The 19259-nt window shown below is 61.6% G+C and carries 19 protein-coding genes; 9 read left to right on the top strand and 10 right to left on the bottom strand.

What is annotated here, in order from left to right:
- Positions 1-7: 7 nt before the first annotated feature.
- The 5 genes from D6Z24_RS15230 to xseA all read right to left on the bottom strand — a co-directional run bounded on the left by D6Z24_RS15230 (position 8) and on the right by xseA (position 5925).
- A complete protein-coding gene (locus D6Z24_RS15230; RefSeq protein ID WP_129127465.1) occupies positions 8-1249 on the bottom strand; it encodes a peptidase MA family metallohydrolase in 1242 nt (413 codons plus the stop codon).
- Positions 1242-3179 carry a 1-deoxy-D-xylulose-5-phosphate synthase gene (dxs, locus tag D6Z24_RS15225; RefSeq protein ID WP_246014685.1) on the bottom strand — a complete coding sequence of 646 codons (1938 nt, stop codon included), beginning with the start codon at positions 3177-3179 and terminating at the stop codon, positions 1242-1244. Before dxs ends, D6Z24_RS15230 begins: the two co-directional genes overlap by 8 nt.
- A complete protein-coding gene (locus D6Z24_RS15220; RefSeq protein ID WP_129127464.1) occupies positions 3180-4067 on the bottom strand; it encodes a polyprenyl synthetase family protein in 888 nt (295 codons plus the stop codon).
- 177 nt (positions 4068-4244) lie between these two features.
- Positions 4245-4472: an exodeoxyribonuclease VII small subunit gene (locus D6Z24_RS15215; RefSeq protein WP_129127463.1), complete on the bottom strand. Its 228-nt coding sequence runs from the start codon at positions 4470-4472 to the stop codon at positions 4245-4247.
- A gap of 109 nt (positions 4473-4581) precedes the next feature.
- Positions 4582-5925, bottom strand: a complete 1344-nt coding sequence (xseA, locus tag D6Z24_RS15210) for an exodeoxyribonuclease VII large subunit (RefSeq protein ID WP_129127462.1) — start codon at positions 5923-5925, stop codon at positions 4582-4584.
- 319 nt (positions 5926-6244) lie between these two features.
- On the opposite strand from xseA, the gene D6Z24_RS15205 reads away from it, so the two are divergent.
- On the top strand, positions 6245-7618 hold the full coding sequence (locus D6Z24_RS15205; protein ID WP_129127461.1) for a ParA family protein: 1374 nt from the start codon (positions 6245-6247) through the stop codon (positions 7616-7618).
- Between the two features lie 159 nt (positions 7619-7777).
- On the opposite strand, the gene D6Z24_RS15200 is transcribed toward D6Z24_RS15205, so the two are convergent.
- The 3 genes from D6Z24_RS15200 to D6Z24_RS22030 form a co-directional block, all read right to left on the bottom strand.
- Positions 7778-8728 (bottom strand): divergent polysaccharide deacetylase family protein, encoded by a 951-nt coding sequence (locus D6Z24_RS15200; protein ID WP_129127460.1) that lies wholly within the window; start codon positions 8726-8728, stop codon positions 7778-7780.
- A gap of 155 nt (positions 8729-8883) precedes the next feature.
- Positions 8884-9159, bottom strand: a complete 276-nt coding sequence (locus D6Z24_RS15195) for a DUF2442 domain-containing protein (protein ID WP_129127459.1) — start codon at positions 9157-9159, stop codon at positions 8884-8886.
- Positions 9137-9364: a DUF4160 domain-containing protein gene (locus tag D6Z24_RS22030; RefSeq protein ID WP_407925424.1), complete on the bottom strand. Its 228-nt coding sequence runs from the start codon at positions 9362-9364 to the stop codon at positions 9137-9139. The genes D6Z24_RS15195 and D6Z24_RS22030 overlap by 23 nt, the downstream gene beginning before the upstream one ends.
- A 211-nt stretch (positions 9365-9575) precedes the next feature.
- Here D6Z24_RS22030 and D6Z24_RS15185 point away from each other — a divergent pair, with 211 nt between their 5' ends.
- From D6Z24_RS15185 to D6Z24_RS15170, 4 genes are all read left to right on the top strand, one after another.
- Positions 9576-9995, top strand: coding sequence for a bacteriohemerythrin (locus D6Z24_RS15185; protein ID WP_129127457.1), 420 nt, complete (start codon positions 9576-9578; stop codon positions 9993-9995).
- Between the two features lie 364 nt (positions 9996-10359).
- On the top strand, positions 10360-11055 hold the full coding sequence (gene ric / locus D6Z24_RS15180; protein WP_407925422.1) for an iron-sulfur cluster repair di-iron protein: 696 nt from the start codon (positions 10360-10362) through the stop codon (positions 11053-11055).
- A gap of 407 nt (positions 11056-11462) precedes the next feature.
- A complete protein-coding gene (locus D6Z24_RS15175; RefSeq protein WP_129127455.1) occupies positions 11463-12179 on the top strand; it encodes a c-type cytochrome in 717 nt (238 codons plus the stop codon).
- Positions 12176-13546, top strand: coding sequence for a cbb3-type cytochrome c oxidase subunit I (locus tag D6Z24_RS15170; protein WP_129127454.1), 1371 nt, complete (start codon positions 12176-12178; stop codon positions 13544-13546). The genes D6Z24_RS15175 and D6Z24_RS15170 overlap by 4 nt, the downstream gene beginning before the upstream one ends.
- A gap of 176 nt (positions 13547-13722) precedes the next feature.
- Here the strand turns inward: D6Z24_RS15170 and hcp are convergent, their stop codons facing one another.
- On the bottom strand, positions 13723-15369 hold the full coding sequence (hcp, locus tag D6Z24_RS15165) for a hydroxylamine reductase (protein ID WP_129127453.1): 1647 nt from the start codon (positions 15367-15369) through the stop codon (positions 13723-13725).
- 197 nt (positions 15370-15566) lie between these two features.
- Here hcp and D6Z24_RS21665 point away from each other — a divergent pair, with 197 nt between their 5' ends.
- Positions 15567-15740, top strand: a complete 174-nt coding sequence (locus D6Z24_RS21665) for a hypothetical protein (RefSeq protein ID WP_198419470.1) — start codon at positions 15567-15569, stop codon at positions 15738-15740.
- Here D6Z24_RS21665 and D6Z24_RS15160 read toward each other — a convergent pair.
- Positions 15737-16405, bottom strand: a complete 669-nt coding sequence (locus D6Z24_RS15160; protein WP_129127452.1) for a hypothetical protein — start codon at positions 16403-16405, stop codon at positions 15737-15739. The genes D6Z24_RS21665 and D6Z24_RS15160 overlap by 4 nt on opposite strands.
- Positions 16406-16779: 374 nt before the next feature.
- On the opposite strand from D6Z24_RS15160, the gene D6Z24_RS15155 reads away from it, so the two are divergent.
- Genes D6Z24_RS15155 through D6Z24_RS15145 form a run of 3 tightly spaced genes read left to right on the top strand, consistent with a single transcriptional unit; the run spans position 16780 to position 19226 of the window.
- Positions 16780-18183, top strand: coding sequence for a cbb3-type cytochrome c oxidase subunit I (locus tag D6Z24_RS15155; RefSeq protein ID WP_129127451.1), 1404 nt, complete (start codon positions 16780-16782; stop codon positions 18181-18183).
- A 10-nt stretch (positions 18184-18193) separates the two neighbouring features.
- Positions 18194-19057, top strand: a complete 864-nt coding sequence (locus D6Z24_RS15150) for a cbb3-type cytochrome c oxidase subunit II (RefSeq protein ID WP_129127450.1) — start codon at positions 18194-18196, stop codon at positions 19055-19057.
- A gap of 1 nt (position 19058) precedes the next feature.
- Positions 19059-19226 carry a CcoQ/FixQ family Cbb3-type cytochrome c oxidase assembly chaperone gene (locus tag D6Z24_RS15145; protein ID WP_129127449.1) on the top strand — a complete coding sequence of 56 codons (168 nt, stop codon included), beginning with the start codon at positions 19059-19061 and terminating at the stop codon, positions 19224-19226.
- Positions 19227-19259: the final 33 nt, after the last annotated feature.

Genomic DNA, 19259 nt, shown 5'->3' with positions numbered 1-19259 from the left:
ATACCACTCAGTTGGCGCCGTCGCCCGCAGCCGATGCTGTCAGCGACTCCCTCCACTCACGCATCACGCCGTCCAGATCCAACCCGTAGTCGGAAAGAGCCTTGGCGACGGCCTCCTCCATACCCCTGCGCTCACCCAGATACTTGAGCAACTGCTGCATCGCGTACCAGCCGTAGCGCTGCACCATGAACGACGCCATGGAATGACTTTGCTGGTAGGCAAGCCATGCATCCTCTCCCCCCATCCCGGCAAAGCCGCGGGAAAGGGAGGTAAGCGGCAGCAGATGCTTTCCCGGTACGGTGCCGAATCGGGGCAGCGGCGGGGCGAACTCCTTGCGCCCTTCAATTTCGGCGAGGCCTTCGTTCAGCCAGGTGGGGACGTTGCCGTGAGTAAGCTCCGCGACGAGGACATGGGTGAACTCGTGGAAGATGATGGCACGCAGTTGCGGCGTGACCCGGGTGAGCCCACCGACCGGCAGGCGAATCTTGCCGTCGTAGAGCCCACCGGACCAGTCCGGCCCGGTGGTCACGCTGCTGTAGTCCTTCTTCGTGTAGAGCAGTACCGGGATGCGCGTGGCAGGAAAGACGCCGAAGTCGGCACCCACCGAGTTATAGGCACTCTCGAGCGCGTCCAGCACCTCGGCGGAAAGCCCCGGCGGCAGCTCGGCATCGTAGGAGAGGTCGAACATGGAGCTGTACCCCTTGTCCATGCGCGACTCGACGGGGAGCTCCCGCTCCGCCTTGCCGATCAAGGCCTCGAGCGTCTTGTTGTCGGGGTCCTTCCCCTTCGCACGGCGCCACAGCTCGAGCGCGCCGGGGAGGTCCCCCGTGTCGTAGCTGATCTTCCCGAGGTAGATGAGCGGCTCGCTCCCCTCCCCGGCCTGCAAAAGCTCCTCGCGGGCCGCCGTGTAATCCTTGCCCAGGTAGAGTGCTATGCCGCGCATGAGACCCAGTTCGGCACTTGCCGGGAGGAGTTCGTGCGCCTGCCCGAAATGTTCGGCGGCGGCGGGAAAGTGCCCTGACTGCAGGTCGCGCTTGGCGATTTCGGTGTAGGTGAAGGCGAGCTTGCGCCGCACCCCTTCGTCGTAAGGAAAGAGCGAGGTAGCGGCCTTGAGTTCCTCGGCCGCCTGGGCGAGGTCCCCCTTGGCGATCATCTGGTCGGCTTTGGCGCTCAAGGCGAGCGGGTCGGCGGCCAGGGCCGGACCGGCATAAAGCAGAAGGGCTGCGAGGAGCGGGGGGATCTTAGGCATGCGGCTGGTCCGGGACGGGTTCCCCGACCGGAGCCGCCGCTTCGGAGCGGACCGGGACCGGGCGCCGCGCCTCCCGGATGCTCGCGGCGATGCCGGCGGCGTCGAGCCGGTAGGCGGCCTTCAGCTCGGCCTGCTCCCCCTGCTCGACGAAGCGGTCGGGGTAACCAAGGCGCAGCACCTTAACGCCGGTGACACCATGTTCCTCCAGGAGCTCCAGGACGGCGGTGCCGAAGCCCCCCTGCACCACGTTGTCCTCGAGGGTGACGAGGAATCCGGTCTCGGCGAGCGAGAGGATGAGGTCGGTATCGAGCGGCTTTACGAAGCGGGCGTTCATGACGGCGAGTTCGATCCCCTCAGCGGCAAGAGCTGCCGCCGCCTCGCGGGCCGGCTGCACCATGGTGCCGACGGCGATGATGGCGCCGTCCTTTCCCTTCTCGAGGAGTTCGCCGCGCCCGATGGGAAGCGGCTCGAGGATCTGGTCCATCGGAACGCCGAGGCCGTTGCCGCGTGGATAGCGCAACGCAGCGGGGCCGGGAAGCGAAAGTGCGGTCACCAGCATGTGCTGCAGCTCGTTCTCGTCCTTCGGGGCCATGATGGTAAGTCCCGGAACCGCACGCAGGTAGGAGAGGTCGAAGACACCGTGATGGGTGGGGCCGTCGTTGCCGACCACGCCCGCGCGGTCGATGGCGAAGGTTACCGGGAGCTCCTGCAGGCAGACGTCGTGGAAGAGCTGGTCGTAGCCGCGCTGCAAAAACGACGAGTAGAGGGCGACCACCGGACGGAAGCCTTCCGCGGCGAGGCCGGCGGCGAAGGTGATGGCGTGCTGTTCGGCGATGCCGACGTCGAAGAAGCGGTCCGGGAACTCGCGCGCAAACGGGGTGAGGCCGGTACCGTCCGGCATGGCTGCCGTGATGGCGACGATGCGGTCATCCTCCTGGGCGAGCCTTTTCACCGTCTCGCCGAAGACGCCGGTGTAGGAGGCGGCGCCACCCTTACCTTTCAGCACCTTGCCGGTCTTCAGATCGAAGGGGCCGACGCCGTGAAAAAGCGACGGGTTCGCCTCGGCGGGGGGATACCCCTTTCCCTTCCTGGTGAGGACGTGGATGAGCACCGCGTCGTCGAAACGCTTGACGTTCTCGAGCGTCTCCAAGAGCTTCGGGATGTCGTGCCCGTCGATGGGTCCTATGTACTCGAAGCCGAAGGCCTCGAAAAGCATGCCCGGGGTGAAGAGGGTCTTCAGCGATTCCTCGGCGCGCTTGGCGATCTTCAGCACGGAGCGCCCGAACATGGGGACCCCCTCGAGGAAGGCCTCCAGGTCCTTCTTGGCCCGGTGCACGTATTCGCTCGTGATGGTGCGCGAGAGGAGGTTCGACAGGGCGCCTACGTTCTCCGAGATGGACATCTCGTTGTCGTTTAAGATGACCACCAGGTCCTTGTTCAGCTCCCCCGCGTGGTTCAGCCCCTCGAAGGCGAGGCCGCCGGTCATGGCGCCGTCGCCGATCACGGTGAGCACCTTGTTGCGCTCTTTTTTAAGGTCGCGCGCCACGGCGAAGCCTACGCCGGCCGATATCGAGGTCGAGGAGTGGCCGACGTCGAAAGAGTCGTGAGGCGACTCGCAGCGCTTGGGAAAGCCGCTGATCCCGCCCAGGGTGCGCAGCGTGCCGAAGCGCTCCTTCCTGCCGGTAAGAAGCTTGTGGGCGTAGGCCTGGTGCCCCACATCCCAGACGATCTTGTCCTTCGGAGAGTCGAAGACGCGGTGCAGCGCGATGGTGAGCTCGACGACGCCGAGACTCGGGGCGACATGGCCGCCGTTTGCGGCGCAGGTCTCGATGATGCGGGCACGCAGCTCCTCGGCGAGCGTCTCCAGCTCGCGCAGGGAAAGCGCTTTCAGCTGACTGGGTTCGGTGATGCCGTCGAGGATACCTGCCATTTACGATTTCCTTTTAACGATGTACGAGGCGATGGCCCGCAGCGGTTCGGCGCGGTCGTCGAAGATGGCGAGGGCGTCGAGCGCGATCTGCACCAGTTCCTGGGCGCGCGCCTTGGAGGCCTCGAGCCCCATGAGGGCGGGATAGGTCGCCTTGCCGCGGGCCTGGTCGCTGCCTGCGTCCTTGCCGAGTTCCTCGGTGGTCCCTTCGACGTCGAGGATGTCGTCGGCAATCTGGAAGGCGAGGCCGATGGCATCGGCGTAGCGGGTGAGCGCCTTGAACTGCTCCTCGCTCGCGCCCCCCATGATGGCGCCGGAGCGGACCGAGGCGCGGATCAGGGCGCCGGTCTTGTGGGTGTGGATGTAGGAGAGTGTCGCCATGTCCACGTCGTGGCGCCCCTCGCTTTCCATGTCGACCACCTGGCCGCCCACCATGCCGCGCGAACCGGCGGCGACGGCGATCTCCTGGATCACCCGAAGGCGCGCCGCGGGGTCCCCACTCTGCCCCTCCGTGGAGAGGAGGATGAAGGCCTCGGTCAGAAGGGCGTCACCTGCCAGGATGGCGGTCGCCTCGCCGTAGACCTTGTGGTTGGTCGGGTTGCCCCGGCGGAAGTCGTCGTTGTCCATGGCGGGAAGGTCGTCGTGGATCAGCGAGTAGGTGTGGATCATCTCCATGGCGCAGGCTGCGGGCATCACCGCGTCGGGCGAGCCGCCCACCGCCTCGCATGCGGCGAGCATGAGGACGGGGCGAACGCGCTTGCCGCCGGCGAAGACCGAGTAGCGCATCGAGCCGTGCAGCGAGGAGGGGAGTTCGGTGGCGGCGGGGAGAAAGCGCTCCAGCGCCTGGTCGACCAGCTGGCATTTCTGCTTCAGGTATTCCTTGAGATCCATTCAGGCTTCCTTGCGAATCGAGATCCCCCTCCCCTTGCGGGAGGGGGTTAGGGGGAGGGGGAACGCGCCACATTGGAAGCCGAGGGCAACGTCACCCACCCCCCGGCCCCCTCCCGTCAAGGGAGGGGGGGAGGCGTCCTGCTTGCAACTGATCCTGTCAGGCGGCAAAGACGGGGATTACTCCTCCTCTTCAAAGGGGCGGGTGGTCAGGCTGCCGTCGCGCTGCTTTACGAGAAGCTCGACGCGGCGCTCGGCCTCGTTCAGCTTCTTGCTGCAGAAGGCGGAATATTTCACCCCTTCCTCGAAGGCCTTCAGCGAGTCCTCGAGGGAAAGTTCTCCCCCTTCCAGCTTCTTCACGACGTCTTCGAGCTTCTTGAGCGCGGTCTCGAATTTTTCTACGGCCATGCCATCCCTCGTGCTGCTTGCTGCCGCGGCGCCAATGAAGACGACGGCCGCGCTATATAATGAAAAAGTGATCGCCTATTATACCGATCGTTCAATAACCGTCAAGGATTCACTCTCCGCTGGTTTCCTCCACGGTGCAGACCGCGCTGCCAGCGGCGAGGGAGAGTTCGAGCCGGTCGCCCGGGGCGATCTGGCGGTGCGAGGTGACCACGGCGCGCCCGGGTAGCTTTCGGGCGATGCTGTAGCCTCGGGAAAGGGTGGCAAGGGGCGAGACGGCGTTGAGCGTCCCGGTGGCGAGCCCGACATTCTCGGCGGCGCAGGCGAGGCGCCTGGTCATGGCGTGGTCGAGGCGCAGCGTGAGGGTGGAGAGGCGCTCCGCGTTCTGCCTGAGGGTGAGCGCCGGGCTCTGGCGGGCGAGTCGCGCGGCGAGAGAGACGATCCGCTCGGAGGCGTCATCGAGGATGAGCCCCGCCTCCCTTACCAGCCTCGCGTCCAGGGAGTCGACCCGCTGGGCCAGGTGGCCGAGGATCCGGCTCGGATCGGTGACGGCGCGGGAAAGCGCGGCGACCTGGGAGCGGGCACGCTCAAGCCGGCGCGACTGGGCCACCGCGAGGCGGTGCGTGAGCCCCTCCACTTCCGCGGTCAGTTCGTTCTTGCTCCTTACCACCAGTTCCGCCGCGGCGGAGGGGGTCGCGGCGCGCAGGTCGGCTACGAAGTCGGCGATGGTGAAATCGATCTCGTGCCCCACGGCCGAGATGACCGGAACGGCGGAGCGGTGGATGGCCCGCGCCACCACCTCCTCGTTGAAGGCCCAGAGGTCCTCGAGGGACCCGCCGCCGCGCCCGACGATCATTACGTCGACGTTCCCGACGCGGTTCAGGTCGGCGATGGCCGCGGCGATCTCCTGTGCCGCCCCCTCCCCCTGGACGCGGACCGGCGCGATGATGAGTTCCACGTTGGCGAAGCGGCGCGAGAGCACGGTGAGGATGTCGCGGATGGCGGCGCCGGTGGGGGAAGTGACCACGCCGATCCTGCGCGGCAGCTTGGGGATCTCACGCTTGTGGAGCTCCGAGAAGAGCCCCTCTTTGGCGAGACGCTCCTTCAGCTGGATGAAGGCCATCTGCAGCGCGCCGATCCCCTGCGGCTCCATGGCGTCCACCGAGAGCTGGTACTCGCCGCGCGGCTCGAAAAGGGTCATCCGTCCGCGCAGGACGACGCGCATGCCGTCGCGGGGGGTGAACTTTAAAGTGCGGAAGGCGCCGCGGAACATGACGCAGCGGATCTGGGCGCCGGGGTCCTTGAGGGTGAAGTAGCAGTGGCCGGACTGCGGGCAGGCGATGTTGGAGATTTCCCCCTCGACCCATACCTGATCGAAGTTCTCCTCCAAAAGGCCGCGCACCAGCGCCGTCAGTGCGCTTACCGTGAGGACCCGCCGTTCTTTGAAGAGCTGCATCTAGCCTCCTGGTGTCGCCTCAGAGAGGATCTCGCCGGAACTCCTCCCCCTGGAGGGGGGAGGTCGGGAGGGGGGAAAGCCGGAGGCAGACGCTACGCGCCCCCTCCCTGTCCCTCCCCCTCCGGGGGCGGGGATCGATTGAGATCGAATGAATATTCGCCCGGCCGCCGGTGCCACACAGGCGCCGGCGCGAGAGACGCCGGCGCGGCAAAGGGGAGCAAGATTGTTCGCCCCTGCCCGAACCGGCGCCCAGCCGTTTCTATCACGCGGCGCGCGCCACTGTCAAACCGGTTGACCGTCCCCGCGTCTCGATGCTAGTATGCGCGCCATGAAAAATTACCCTTATGTAATAACCGTTTCCTCGGAAAAGGGGGGCGTGGGCAAGACCACGCTGGCCACCAACCTCGCGATCTTTTTGAAGGCGCTGGACGAGAACCTTCCGGTCTCCATCTTCTCCTTCGACAACCATTTCACCATCGACAAGATGTTCTCCATCAAGGGGCAGAAGTTGAACGGCTCCGTCGCCGACCTGTTGCTGGAGACACGCGGCCGCGACCTTTTGCACACCGGGCAGTACGGGGTCAATTACATCCCTTCGTCGACCTCCCTTCCGGACCTGCGCGGCTCGCTCAAGGGACCGATGGTGCTTGCGCGCCTGCTCGCCATGTCCGAGATCCCCGGGGTGCTCATCGTCGACACCCGCCCGGACCTCGACGTGATGACCCAGAACGCGCTCTACGCGGCGGACCGGGTGCTGGTTCCTATCAAGGACATGGCCAGCATGGACAACTGCCGCAACATCTTCGAGCTCTTCGACAAGCGGGGGCTGGACAGAAAGAGCCTCTCCCTCATCCCCTGCCTCATCGACGAGCGCATCAAGTTCGAGGGGATGTTCAAGGATCAGAAGACCCTTTTGAAGGCGTTCGCCATCAACCGCGGCTTCCGCTGCTCCGACATCTTCATCTCCAAGAGCCCGAAGGTGGAGAGCCTTAACACCAACCCGGAAGGGAAGATCTACCCCATCCTCACCCACGGGCGCGGCACCGACGTCTACGGCCAGTTCGCGGCCCTCGGGCAGTGGTGCATCAAGGAATACTACGAGACGGAAGAGCCGCGCGCCATGCTGTACGACAAGTGGCAGCACGAGGAGAACAAGCGCAAGAAGGAAGAGTATTTCGGCAGGCTTTCGGGACTGAAGAGCCAGTGCCTTGTCTGCGGGAAGGAGCTCGGGCAGGACTCGCAGGTCTCCTACTACTGCGAGAGTTCCGACGGGGCGGCGAGCGGCTACATGGAGGCGGACTGCTTCACCGGCTTCCTGATCTCGACCATCTTCAAAATCGAGAAGCAGCTGCCGGCCGACGATCCGACGAGGCAGATGATCCACCAGACCGCCTTGGAATCGGTGTTCGTGCTGAATCCGGGTGTCGGCGACGAGGCAGGGACCATCGATTTCCACCGCTTCGACCTCGGCGGCGGCGAGTTACTGAAGAAGAAATACCCGATGGCGCGTGCGCCGGAGCGCGACGGATTTTCCGGGATCATGCAGGAAACTCTGGCAGGCTACGGCGGGGAGCTGCGCGACGCGTTTTTGATGGTTCATCCGGTAAGCGGCGACAATCCCGCCTCGATACTCGTGGACGAGAAGTACCGCGAGGTCTCAAGGCTGAAGAAGAGGATCGCGGGACAGCTTTAACACCCGTCCTCTAACACCCGTTCAACGTTCTACGTTCAACGTTCGCCAGGGCCTTCCGTATTAAGCCTCCTTTTGCTGCGGCGCGTACAGTGACCATAGCATGGAGATGACTAGGGCAATACTTTTGTGGAACGTTGAACGCTGAACGTTGAACGGCCGTTAAGAAGCCAGCTCCGAAGCGTGGACGAAGGTGATGCCGCTTCGGGCAAGTTCGGGCATATAGAGCTTCAGGGCTCGCATGGTTGCAGGGTGCGGATGACAGATAGCTATCGCCGCACCCTTTTTTCTTGCTATGGCGGCGGCCTGCGCGAGCTGCTTTCCGATCGCCGCCTCATCCTGCACGTTGTCCAGGAACACCTGGCGCGCCGCACATTTCATCCCCATGGCCTTCGCCTCCCGATACCCCACCGACGCGGGACTCGTCTTGCTGTCGACGAAGAACACCCCCTTCTCCTTCAACACCTGCAAAACCACCCTCATCTTCCCCGCATCCTGCGTGAAGCGCGATCCCATGTGATTGTTGGCGCCCACGGCATGGGGAACGGTGCGGAAATAGCCCCTCACCCGCCCGGCAACTTCTTCGTCGCCCATCGATAGCAGCACCCCGACCGATTCCATCTTCTGCTTCGGGTACCCCTCGGGCTCCATCGGCATGTGCACCATCACCTGGGCACCGGCTGCGTGCGCCCCCTCGGCCACGTCCTTTGCATGGGCCAGACTCGGGATCACCGAATAGGTAAGCGGCTGTCCGATCGACTGCAGAGTCTTCAACTCCTGCAGGCTCGTACCCATGTCGTCGATGATGATGGCCAGACGCCCGGGCCCTTGCGCCTTCGGCAGCGCGGCCGGGTGCGGCTTGGGTGCGGGGGCCTGGGAGGTGGAGATCTTCTGCTGCACCGGGGCGGGGCGCTCGGGCAGAGGCAGGTGTTTAGGCGCGGTCACGGCTGGTTTCGGCGGGGGAGATACCGGCGGCACCGGCTTCTTGCACCGCTCCAACAGCATGAGGGCGAGGCCGATGAGAACCGCCACCACCAAAAGTGCGACAAGCGGCCTGCGTCCGCCGCCGGAAGAAGATTTTCGCCTGTTTACCGCCCTACCCTTTTTCGCCACAACTACCTCCGCCAGACCTGAGACGGCCCGGCATCACAAGCTGATTTCAATGCCCAACGTTTTAATGTGAGATAGCATGACGCGCGGTGACATTGCAAATGATTTGCACGGGGATTAGACAGAGGAATGGGATAGGAAGGAGGCGACGGAGCAGCTCAGTTCATTATGTAAGGTAAGGGGAAATTGCCGGCCACTATACCGGGCACGGTAATGTCTTCGTCGAGTTTCTCCCATCTAAGAGCGAAACCGTTCAGCCTGATGGTCACTTCTTTCAACTCCTCATCAGTTGCCTGTGCCAATAAAGGGAAACGATTGGCCGGAAAGCCTATGATTCTGCCGTCGGTGAGTTCCACAAAAACGGTGCGGTTCTCAGCCCAGGCCCTGATTGCTGCGGGTTCCACCGCTTCGTTATCTACGCTTGTGGATTTCATAAAACTTCTCCTCAAACAGTTCCTTGTTACGGTAAACCAGTCTTTCTATATCTCTCAACACCAGCTGGCTGATCCCCTTGTTGCTTGCCAGTCGTATCGGTTTCAACCAAAACTTGCACTCTCCGTCAGGCGTTTCGACGTGGATGTGGGGCGGCTCTCGTCCCTCGTCCGAGTAGAAGTGAAACCGGTATGTGCCACTTCTCATAACAGTCGGCATGACCACCTCCCGCTGATGAATGGACACCGGAGCACTATAGCCGAGCCTGTAAATTGTGTCAAATTATCAATACCTTCCCATGTTTCCGAAACATCAAAACAGGCAGGCCCCGCGGTTCCGGCCTGCGCAGTCACAAATATATTGATTACAAAAAGAAGAGTAGGTATAAAAGTTCCCGCAGTGATTAAGCGGAGGAGCCATGCTGATGCAATGGAATGACGATCTGAACATAGGCGTGCTTGAGATAGACATCCAGCACAAGCTTCTTTTCGACAAGTTCAACGCCTTTGCCGACGCCTACCAGTCCCGGCAGAGTACCGACGAGATCATGAGGATGTTCTGGTTCCTCGAAGCGTACGCCGTCACCCATTTTAAGGACGAAGAGAAGCTGATGCAGCAGGTCCGCTACCCCGACTACGACAAGCACCGCGCCAAACACGTGGCGTTTGTTGAAGAGGTCAACAAGCTCAAGGAACGCCTCAAAGTGGAAGGACTCACCGCCCCCCTCGTCACCACGATGACCGGCTTCATCACCAATTGGCTCATCGACCACATCTCCACCATGGACCGCGCCATCGGCCGCTTCGTACAGAATTCTTCACAGCTTTCCACGCGCTGATCCCTCATTCAGACTTTGTCGGTTCGGCCGCCTGTGGAATGTAGGGGAAATCCCCCCTGTCCCCCCTTCGCCAAGGCTACGGGGGGCAGGCTCCCCCTTCGCAAAGGGGGGAACGTCAGGCTCGTGGCTGCGCTTCGTGGGTAGCCGCACCCATCATTCCCATCATTCCCATCATTCCCATCATTCCCGATGCCCCCGTACTGAACGAATGCACCTTTTCTTGACCTGAATCATACGTTTCTGAGCCGTTGGTGTTACCATGGGCTTAACAGCAGATGGCTCATACAACGTATGAACAGGCCGCCCTATTTAAAACGGGCAGCCAAGGAGCGACACCATGAAAAAAGAGACTCAGGAAACCACAATGACTGAAACCGTAGGCTCAGTGGTCGCAAAAGACTTCCGCACCGCCGAGGTCCTTGAAAAATACGGCATCGACTTCTGCTGCGGCGGGAACGTCCCGCTGACGCAGGCATGCAGGGAAAAGGGTATCGACATCGAGAGTCTACGCCGCGAGCTGGAAGAGGCGGGAGCACGCCCGCAGGACCGCAGCCAGAACTACGACGCCTGGGATCTCCCCTTCCTCGCGGACTACATCAAGAACCAGCACCACAGCTACCTCAAAGAGAACATCCCGACCATCGCCGCCTACGCCGACAAGATCGCCCAGGTGCATGGGGAAAACCACCCCGAGGTGGTGATGATCGCGCAGATCTTCAAGAAGGTTGCCATGGACATGGCTCAGCACCTTAAAAGCGAAGAGGAGCAGCTTTTCCCGGCCATCAAACGGCTGACGGAACTGCACGAGCAGGGTGCGGAACCGGCCGGCGATGAGATCGCGAAGCTGAAGGCGGTACTCGCCGAACTGGGGCACGAGCACGACGAGGTTGGCGCGGCGGTGCACGAGATACGCCGGCTCGCCAGGAACTACACCGTCCCCGACGACGTCTGCAACACCTTCATGGTCACTTACGAGAAGCTGAAGGAGTTCGAGGACGACCTGCACAAGCACGTGCACCTGGAAAACAACATCCTCTTCCCGAAAGCGGCGAAGCTGTGAAGTAGCCAATCAAGAAGTTATGGCGCCTTACCCCACCCCCTCCCCCCTCCCGCAAGGGGAGGGGAATAACGGCAGCCCTTCCAAGGCAATGCTTGGTGACCGAACAATAGGAGCAACCATGACGATCATAGTTACTTTCTTCGCGCTCTCCTGGCTGGGTATGGCGGCGGTTTCGCTCTGCCCCTTGAGGCGGCGTAAGGATTAAGAAGAAGCCCGCAGTACCCACATGAGCCCCCCCAGCCGGGGAGCCACGGCATCACACAACACCCCGAAGCGGACATCCCCAGTCCTTTCGGGGTGTTGTTTTTCCTCCACGGTTGACATCCCCCTACCCCACGATATTCTTCTGCTGTTCAATCATTAGAATCTTCAAAGAATTCAAAGCCAACAGACAAAGGAGGGGTGGTATGACCGGAAAAACAGCTCGTCTGATCTTCTGGCTGGGGACTCTTTCCTCCGCCGCAATTTTCCTCTGGCAAACCTACGATTTCCACAAGCAGACTCCGAAGTTCACCCACACCGACAAACTGACCGAGCAGGTGGTGGCAGGCAAGAAGGTCTGGCACAAGTACAACTGCAACGACTGTCACACCATCCTGGGCTTCGGCGGCTACTACGCGCCGGACATGACCAAGGCTTTCTACCGCCTGGGTGAGAACAACATCGCCTCGATCGTGCAACACCCGGAGGTGATGTACAAAAACTCCTTCCGGAAGATGCCCCAGCTCGGCGTCACCGAAACGGAGACGAAGCAACTGGTCTCCTTCCTGCACTGGGTCGGCGATATCGAGAACCGCCACTGGCCGCCCCAGGACGAGAAGTTCGTGGAGGCATACAGGTTGCGCGAGTCCCAGCCGCAGAAGCTCGACAAGGTGCATCTCGTCCTGCAGGCATGCGGCGGGTGCCACACCTTCGAGAACCAGGGGCGCAACGTGGGCGGCGACCTGACCGCCATCGCCAACCGGATCACCTACGACCGCCAGACCCTGATCAACTACATGATCAACCCGCAGTCGGTGCGGCCGGGTGTCGCCATGCCGCCGCAGGACGTCTCGCCGCAGACGGCCGGGACCATCGCCGACTTCATCCTTAGCCTTAAGTCGACCAAGGAGGTGAGCAAATGATGCTGATCGAATACCAAAGCCAGCGGGTGTCGCTGTGGTACTTCCGTCTTGCCCTGGTGCTTTTCATCCTGCAGGTGATCCTGGGGCTCTGGCTCTCTATCAACTACGCCTTCACGCTGCCGCAGGAACTGGTGAACGTGTTCCCCTTCTCCACCGCGCGCGAGATCCACACGAACGTGCTGGTGGCATGGATGCTTCTCGGCTTTATGGGGGGGACCTACTACATCCTCCCGCCTGAGTGCGGGCGTGAGCTGTACAGTCCCAAGATCGCCTACGCGCAGCTCGTCATCTTCGTCGCCGCCGCGGTCACCGCCGTGGTCGGCTTTCTCTTCGGCTGGACCCGGGGGAAACCGCTCCTCGAGATCCCCTTCCCGCTGAACTCCCTCATCGTGGTCGCGGCGCTCCTCTTCATCGCTAACGTCGCCATGACCATCATCGAGTCCAAGGAGAAATCGGCCCTGCAGTGGATGCTTTTGGGCGGGGTCACCTTCCTGGCGGTCATGTACCTCTTCGGCATGCCCTTCTACAAGAACCTGAACACCGATTACTACTACTGGTGGTGGGTGATCCATCTCTGGGTGGAGGGGGCCTGGGAGGTGGTGACAGCGTCGATAGTCGCCTACATCATCATGCGGGTGACCGGGGTGGACCGCAAAGTGGTGGAGAAGTGGCTCTACGTGGAAACAGGACTCTTTCTCTTCACCGGCATAGTCGGCACCGGTCATCACTACTACTGGATCGGTGCGCCGGACTACTGGATCTGGTGGGGTGGCATATTCAGCGCCCTCGAGCCGCTTCCCATCGTGCTCATGGTGGTCGACACCTGGATGCATGTGCGTGAAAGGAAGAACCCCATCGTGAACCCGCTGACCTGGTATTACATCGTGGGACTGGCCATCTATCACCTGGTCGGCGCGGGACTATGGGGCTTCATGCACACGCTGCCGCCGATCAACTACTACACCCACGGCAGCCAGGTCACCGTCTCGCACGGGCACTTGGCCTTCTTCGGCGCCTACGCCCTTTTGAACCTCACCATCTTCTACTTCGCCATGCCGCGCCTCAAGGGGATCAACAAGTACCACGACCGGTTGGGCAAGTGGGGCTTCTGGATCACCACCATCGGCATGTTCATCCTCGGGCTCGTGTTCGGCATCGCCGGGATCCTCCAGACCTACCTGGAGCGTTTCCTGGACATCGGCTACAGCACCGCGCACCTCACCATGATGTTCTGGTTCCGGGTCGCCTTCGGCGTCGGCCTCGTCTTCCTGGCCGGTGTCGTCATCACCGTCTACCACCTCTTCACCATCAAGCCATCCACCCTGCCCGTGCCGGAACCGGTGGTCGCTCCGGCCGCCAACATCTAGCAAAGGGAAATGAAGAAGGGGACCTTGCAAACAGCAAGGTCCCCTTCGTTCGTGCACACCAGTAAAGTGGGGGCGAATAAAAAAGGCGCCAGGTCTGAGAGGACCTGGCGCAGAGACTAAGGAGCTACCTACTTCTTCTTTTTTCTTTTCTACCGCTACTGCTTCTTTTGCCGATGCTACGCGAGGGCCGCCTGCAGGTCTGCGTCGACGCTGCCGATCTGACCGATGTTGAAGTTGTCGACCAGGAACTGGAGCACGTTCGGCGACAGGTACGCGGGAAGCGCCGGCCCCAGCTTGATGTTCTTGACGCCCAGGTAAAGGAGCGAAAGCAGGATCACGTGCGCCTTCTGCTCGTACCAGGAGAGGATGAAGGAGAGCGGCAGGTCGTTCAGGCCGCAGTTGAAGGCACCCGCGAGCGCCGAAGCGATCTGCACCGCGGAGTAGGCATCGTTGCACTGCCCGACGTCGAGAAGCCTCGGGATCCCGCCGATGTCGCCGAACTCGAGCTTGTTGAAGCGGTACTTGCCGCAGGCAAGGGTCAGGATGACGCAGTCCTTCGGCACCTTCTCGGCGAACTCGGTGTAGTAGTTCCTTCCGCTCTTGGCGCCGTCGCAGCCGCCGATCAGGAAGAAGTGCTTCACCGCCCCCGCCTTCACCGCCTCGATCACTTTGTCCGCGACGCCGAGCACCGCGTTGTGGCCGAAGCCGGTAAGGATCTCCTGGCCCGGCGCATCCGGCATGTCGGGACATTCGAGCGCCTTGTTGATCACTTCGTCGAACTTGTAGCCGGTCAGGTGCTTGGCACCCGGCCACCCCACCTCACCCCAGGTGAAGAGACGATCCTTGTAGCTGTCCGCCGGGCGCTGGATGCAGTTCGTGTTGAAGATGATGGCGCCGGGGAAGTTCGGGAACTCCTTCGCCTGATCCTGCCACGCGCCGCCGAAGTTGCCGTAGAGGTGCGCGTACTTCTTGAGCCCCGGGTAGCCGTGGGCCGGGAGCATTTCGCCGTGGGTGTAGATGTCGATCCCCTTACCTTCGGTCTGCTTGAGGAGTTCCTCGAGCATGCGCAGGTCGTGGCCGGAGACCAGGATCCCCTTGTTCTTCCGGGTGCCGAGCTGCACCTTGGTCGGAACCGGGTGGCCGTAGTGCTCGACGTGCCCGGTGTTCAGCATCTCCATGACCTTGATGTTCACCTTGCCGCATTCCATGGCGATGCCGACCAAGTCCATGAGCCCCTTGGTCGGATCGGTGGTGGCAGCGAGCGCCTTGTGGAAGAAGGCGTAAACCTCTTCGTCGGTCTTGCCGAGGATACAGGCGTGGTTCGCGTAGGCAGCCATACCCTTCAGGCCGTAGATGATGATCTCGATGGCGGAGAGGATGTCCGGGTCGCTGTGCTGGGTCTTAACCCCTTGCGCCTGCCCCTGGGCCACGAGCCCCTCGAGGTTGTCGGCGATCACCCAGGCTGCGGGTCCCGCGGTGATGGCGGGCGCATCGCCCCCCTTCTGCTCGCGGTAGGCGGTCTCGTACATCGCCTTCACCTGCTCCTTCAGGTCGTAGCACTTCCTCAGCTTACCTGCCAGTTGCACCGGATCGAAGTCAACGTTGGTAACCGTGGTGAAGAGCCCCTCGACGAGGTACATGTCCGCGACGGTGTTGTGCGCACCAAGTTCCCTTGCCTTGTCAGCGTAGATGGCCAGCCCCTTGAGACCGTACATCATGAGGTCCAGCAGGGCGGCAACCTCCGGATTCTTACCGCAGACACCCACCACCTCGCACCCGGTCCCTTTGGCGGCCTGCTCACATTGACGGCAAAACATCGACATATGGATTCCTCCTTTTCTATTGATGTCACTGGGAAATTTCGAAAACTGATTTACTATATCCGGAAAGAATTTCATTTCAACCGTACTGCCACAAAAACAATATTAATTCAGCTTAACGCTCAAACACGATTGCTTATAAGCGCCGCAACGTCGCCTGATACTGAAAGATTGATCTCAATGTGAGAGGAGCTAAAGCCATGGGGAAGGACACGAAGACACTGTGCAAGTGGGATAAGGACGAGATAAAGGACAACCTGAAGGAGTTGAAGAAAATCGTGGCGGAACCGCGCTACCTCTGCAAGAAGTGCGGTCGGGCCGCCAAGAAGGAGGACCATCTCTGCAAGCCCGAACCGCTGGACAAGAAGGATTAGCTGGAGGGAGGGGCTGGCGCTCCTGAGGCCGGTGTCTCGTTCATCCACTTCATCATCACGCTGCTCACGGGGTTGCGTCTGCGGAACTCGTTGCGCACGAAGTCCATGAGCCGGTTCAGATGGTCCTCGAACTGCCCCCATTCTTTCTTCAGGTCGTCGAGGGCGAGCGCGTTCTGCGGTTCCCGCTGCACCCGGCGCAGCAGTTCCTCCAGACGCTCCTGCGCCGCCTTCTGCTGGGTCAGGAGGTCTTTCACCGTCCTGGTGAACTCCTCGGAGAAGAAGAGCCCCTGCTTCTGAAAGGTGTCGTTGAAGCTCTCGCCGGTCCCCCTGATGGTCCTCAGTTGCTTTTCCGCCCGACTCCGCTCCCCCTCCGCAATTGAGCTTAGAAACTCCTTCCCCAGCCGCAGCTGGTCGATGAGGGTGGCGTAGAGCCGCGCCAGCGCGTCGGACTTGTTCTCCTGCTGCACGATCTGCTCGCAAAGCCCCTCCCGGAACAGCTTCAAGGCCCTTTCCGCCTCGGCCATCATGCGCATCCTGAAATCATGGCAACTCTGCTGGGTTACCTGCCTGATAAAGAAGTTCACCGCCCAGTAAGTCGCACCGACCCAGACAACGAGAAGGGTTGCACCTGCCGCTATATAGTAAATAAGTTCGCCTGTACTCATATGATCCTCGGTATGCGCCGTCAGGTCCGGACGCCATCAAATAGGGTAGCGGGGAACCCGCGCCAGTCAACGCGGAAACACCGTCACTTTGTCTATTCGGCACCCCTGCCGTTTTCTACAGCCAAAAGGGGGTAAAAAATTAACCCGTATACAGGCGGAATGCTTGCTAAAGCGTGATTACCACCTAAACTAACACTTTGTTATTGCTGCATCATTGGACGTTCCTCCGGCAATAACTCCAGCCTTCAGACAAAGTCACGGCAGATCCAACATTTATGACAGAAACTCCCGGTAACAGAGCGACGGGTGACGGCACGCCGTCACCATCGTCCAGTAGTTGCCTTTATTGATCCATTCATCCCCAGGAGGACGGCATGAACCAACAGGATGGGTACGCTGACGACATCGTCAAAGGGTTTGTCATCTGGAGCATGGTGTGGGGTCTCGTAGCAGTGCTGCTCGGGGTCTTCATCTCGTTCCAGATCGCCTTCCCGCAACTCAACTTCCCCCCCTACCTCACCTACGGCCGACTGCGTCCGATCCACACCAACGCCGGCATCTTCGGCTGGGGCATCGGCAGCTTCATGGCCTTTTTCATCTACATCACGCAGCGCCTGACGCGAAGGAGCCTCTGGAGCCCGGGACTCGCCAAGGCGCAGCTGTGGCTCTTCAACGTGGTGATCGCGCTCGCCGCGGTGACGCTCGCCATGGGGATGAACCGCTCCAAGGAATACGCCGAACTGGAATGGCCGGTGGCAACCCTCGTCGTAGTGCTCTGGGTCATCTTCTCGGTGAACATCGTCATGACCATCGTGAAACGGCGCGAGGAGCAGATGTACATCTCGCTCTGGTACATCCTGGCCACCCTGGTCGGCGTCGCAGTGCTCTACCTCGTGAACAACGCCGCCATCCCCGTCTCGCTCACCAAGTCCTACTCCGCCTACGCGGGCGCGAACGACGCGAACGTGCAGTGGTGGTACGGGCACAACGCGGTCGCCATGGTGCTCACCACGCCGCCTCTGGCCATCTTCTATTACTTCCTCCCCAAGGCGACCGGCGTCCCGATCTACAGCCACAGGATGAGCGTCGTCGCCTTCTGGAGCCTCATCTTCATGTACCTCTGGACAGGCGCGCACCACCTTTTATGGGCTCCGGTTCCGGACTGGGTCCAGACCCTTGCCATGGGCTTCTCGGTCATGCTGATCGCCCCCTCCTGGGCGGCCGTCTTCAACGGCTACTTCTCGATGAACGGGCAGTGGCACCAGATGCGCGAGAACTACCTGGTGAAGTTCCTCATCTTCGGCATCACCTTCTACGGCATGCAGACGCTGCAGGGCCCGTCCCAGTCGATCCGCACCTTCTCCGCCTTCATCCACTTCACCGACTGGGTCCCGGGCCACGTGCACATGGGAACGCTCGGCTGGGTTTCGCTCGTCCTTTTCGCCGCCATCTACTACACGGTCCCGAGGATCTATCACACCGAGGTCTACAGCATACCGATGGCCAACATGCACTTCTGGCTGGTCCTCACCGGACAGCTCATCTTCTCCATCACCATGTGGATCGCCGGGGTGCAGCAGGCGGCCATGCTGAACGCCACCAACCCGGACGGAAGCCTGCACTACAGCTTCATCGAGACCCTGGCCGAGCTCTACCCCTACTGGTACATGCGGGCGGCGGGCGGCGTCATCTATCTCGCCGGTCTTTTGCTCTTCCTCTACAACATCTACAAGACGATCACCGGCGGCAAGCCCCAGGCCGCGGTGCAACCGGCCTAGGAGGGACGCCATGATAGAGAAAAAGCCCATCATCTTCCTGCTCCTGGCCACGGCTACCATCCTGGTCGGCACCATCATCACCATGGTCCTCCCCTTCCGGTGGATCAACGACCCGAAGCTCGCCATCGCCTCGGTCAAGCCCTACACCCCGCTACAGCTCGAGGGGCGCGACATCTATATCCGCGAGGGATGTAACAACTGTCACACCCAGACGGTCCGGCCGCTGCTCTCCGACACCGAGCGCTACGGCGAGTACTCGAAAAGCGGCGAGTTCGTTTACGACCAGCCCTTCCTCTGGGGATCGCGCCGAAACGGCCCCGATCTCGCGAGGATCGGCGGGAAGTACCCGGACGCCTGGCACGTGAAGCACATGAAGGACCCGCGCGCCATGGTGCCGCGCTCCAACATGCCCTCCTACGCCTTCCTGGACCGGCCGCTCGACACGAGCCTCACCGAGAAAAAGATGAAGGCGCTCAAGTTCCCTTACACCCAGGCCGATATCGATGCCCTCAAGGGTAAGACCGAGCTGGACGCCATGGTCGCCTACATGCAGAAGGTAGGGAACGACATCCCCTGGAGAAAGGCCGGCAAGGCCGAGGTGGTGGGCGAGCTGAAGAACCCGTTCCAGGACAACCTCTCCGTCCTCCCCGAAGGGCAGAAGCTCTACGCCGAGCACTGCGCACAGTGTCACGGCATCGAACTGAAGGGCGAGGTCGGGCCGGACCTGCGCGACATGGACAAGCCGGACTCGAAGGTCTTCGCCACCATCTACAGCGGCATTACGGAAGGTGGCATGCCCGCCTTCGGCGACACCCTCGGCAAGGAGCGGACCTGGAAGGTGGTCACCTACCTGAAGTCCGTGCACAGGAAGTGATATGGATAGCGCCAGCATCTACTACCTCGGGGTGACCCTCTTCCTCTTCATCGTCTTCGCGGCGATCGTGGCGCGCACCTATCGTAAAGCGCACCAAGCCAAGGGGGAGGAACCGAAATTCCGCATGATGGACGACGACGAACCGAAGAAAAAGGACCGTCCGGAATAGGAAGAAGAAGGGGACTGGCACCTGCGGAGCCAG

Source organism: Geomonas oryzae (genome assembly GCF_004117875.1).
In the GTDB taxonomy this organism is placed as follows: domain Bacteria; phylum Desulfobacterota; class Desulfuromonadia; order Geobacterales; family Geobacteraceae; genus Geomonas; species Geomonas oryzae.
Note: the sequence above shows the minus strand (reverse complement) of the source record. Positions and strands in the feature narration are given on the sequence as shown.